General features: G+C 52.8%; 2 protein-coding genes and 2 pseudogenes. 2 read left to right on the top strand and 2 right to left on the bottom strand.

What is annotated here, in order from left to right:
• Positions 1–96: 96 nt before the first annotated feature.
• A pseudogene (locus RMSM_RS43960) lies at positions 97–308 on the bottom strand (copper-transporting ATPase); the annotation flags it as partial.
• A gap of 298 nt (positions 309–606) precedes the next feature.
• On the opposite strand from RMSM_RS43960, the gene RMSM_RS04420 reads away from it, so the two are divergent.
• Together RMSM_RS04420 and RMSM_RS40650 are read left to right on the top strand one after the other, a co-directional pair.
• Positions 607–1,125: a hypothetical protein gene (locus RMSM_RS04420; RefSeq protein WP_008692166.1), complete on the top strand. Its 519-nt coding sequence runs from the start codon at positions 607–609 to the stop codon at positions 1,123–1,125.
• A 121-nt stretch (positions 1,126–1,246) separates the two neighbouring features.
• Complete coding sequence (locus RMSM_RS40650) at positions 1,247–1,393, top strand: hypothetical protein (RefSeq protein WP_008692164.1); 147 nt, start codon at positions 1,247–1,249, stop codon at positions 1,391–1,393.
• A 94-nt stretch (positions 1,394–1,487) separates the two neighbouring features.
• On the opposite strand, the pseudogene RMSM_RS04415 reads toward RMSM_RS40650, so the two are convergent.
• Positions 1,488–1,831: pseudogene (locus RMSM_RS04415) on the bottom strand (copper-transporting ATPase); the annotation flags it as partial.

Raw genomic sequence — 1,831 nt, 5'->3', positions numbered from 1 at the left:
TTTGGAGTTTGGAGTCGCATACCTTATGAGGGTATACGAGATCATAATTCGATTGCAGGCGTTGTTCAAACACCCCCAATTTACTCCCCAACTCCATCAGGTCAGCTTCGCCACCCTCAGCCGCACTGCATTGAAGACCACCAAAACGCTGCTAAGACTCATCGCTGCCGCTGCAAACACGGGGCTGAACAACACGCCGAAGACCGGATACAGCAACCCAGCTGCGGGATTCTCAGTGCGTCGTAACTGAAAGCGAAGCACAAGATTTGACGAATATTGCTCATCGTTTTTCGGCTCACGTTGCCTGCTACCGTCGAAACGCTGCGAAAGCAGTGGCAACAAGAAATCGCACCGTCTGAGGTCCCGTTGGTTCGCACGACTATTGCGGAATTGACCAAGGATGAGGGGTGGCGTCGGGTTCAATTCGCAGCTTCGGTTGGGACGCGGTCCCACGCCATCGCCGTCCTTTTGGTTGCCTTGTGGATACGGCGTCACACTCAATGCATCCAATACCCCTGTGCGGTATACCGTTTGCAGGGTTTTGAGCATCGAGCTGTTGCCTTCCGGCAGCAGCGTTTTGACCGTAACGCATAGGAGAACAACAGGATGAAGAAATCCCAAAACAGTAAACGACAGATTGGGGCAATCGCCGGTGCAGGAGTCGTTTTCGCCGTACTGCTCGTGATTTCACTTCAGTCCATGACGTTTGCTCAAGAATCGACACAGGCAACGAATGACCGCGACAACAAGTCGGAGTCCAAGCCAATGTGTCCGATGATGGTTGGTCTACAAGGGATCAAGCTGACCGCGGACAGCCCGCCTTTGTTGATGGCGCGAGCGGACGAACTGGAATTGACGGAGGAGCAGAAGCAGGAACTGAAGTCGATTGCCGAGGAAGCACAACGAAAGGCGACGAAACTTCTGACAGCGGATCAGAAATCGATGATCGGTAAATCGCCTGACAAAGCGATGTCGATGATGGAAATCGCGATGATGCGGTCTAAGGGCATGAAGGGCGACAAGTCCGGCGACATGTGTCCCATGTGCATGAAGAAAATGGAGGGAATGAAGAAGATGATGATGGGTAAGGAGAGCGGCGGGCAGCAGGAAACGACGTCCAACTAGGCGTTGAATGCACCGACACGAAATTTGCGCACCGACCGTCACGATGCAGATGACGGTCGGTGCGGTTTGAAAACTTATAAAAAACAGGCGACGCAGTTAGCTACCAGTGGAAAGTAGACCAATGAATTCAAACAAGCGAAGGCTCGGCGGTACCGCCATGGGGATGATCGCCGGAATCATTGGAACTTTGTTGATTCTGGCAGTGGTGTTCGGCGTCATGATGTTGGTCATGGGCCACTGCCCGATGTGTGGGAGTGTGACGAACTGAATAAGCAAGAGACAACGAGAAAATCATGTAGCAACAGGACATGCAAGTTGTATTGATTGCGAGTAGTAGTGGCCGGTTTCATCAACGGATCACCCTATTTCTGAACAAGCGACGTATTTCTCAGCCGAAGTGAGTTGGTGATTACCGAAACGCTACTGAAACTCATCGCGGCGACGGCAAGCATCGGACTTAGCAACACACCGAAGATGGGATACAGCAACCCGGCAGCCACCGGAACGCCGAGTGCATTGTAGATGAAGGCGAAAAACAGATTCTGTCGGATGTTGCTCATCGTCTTGCGGCTGAGATTGTTTGCCGCCGCCACGCCTCGCAAATCGCCGCCAACCAATGTCACACCTGCTGACTCGATGGCAACACCTGTTCCCGTCCCGATCGCGATTCCGACGTTGGATTCGGCAAGTGCTGGAACGTCGTTGA

The sequence above is a fragment of the Rhodopirellula maiorica SM1 genome (assembly GCF_000346295.1).
In the GTDB taxonomy this organism is placed as follows: Bacteria; Planctomycetota; Planctomycetia; order Pirellulales; family Pirellulaceae; genus Novipirellula; species Novipirellula maiorica.
This window is presented reverse-complemented; position numbering and strand designations above follow the sequence as displayed.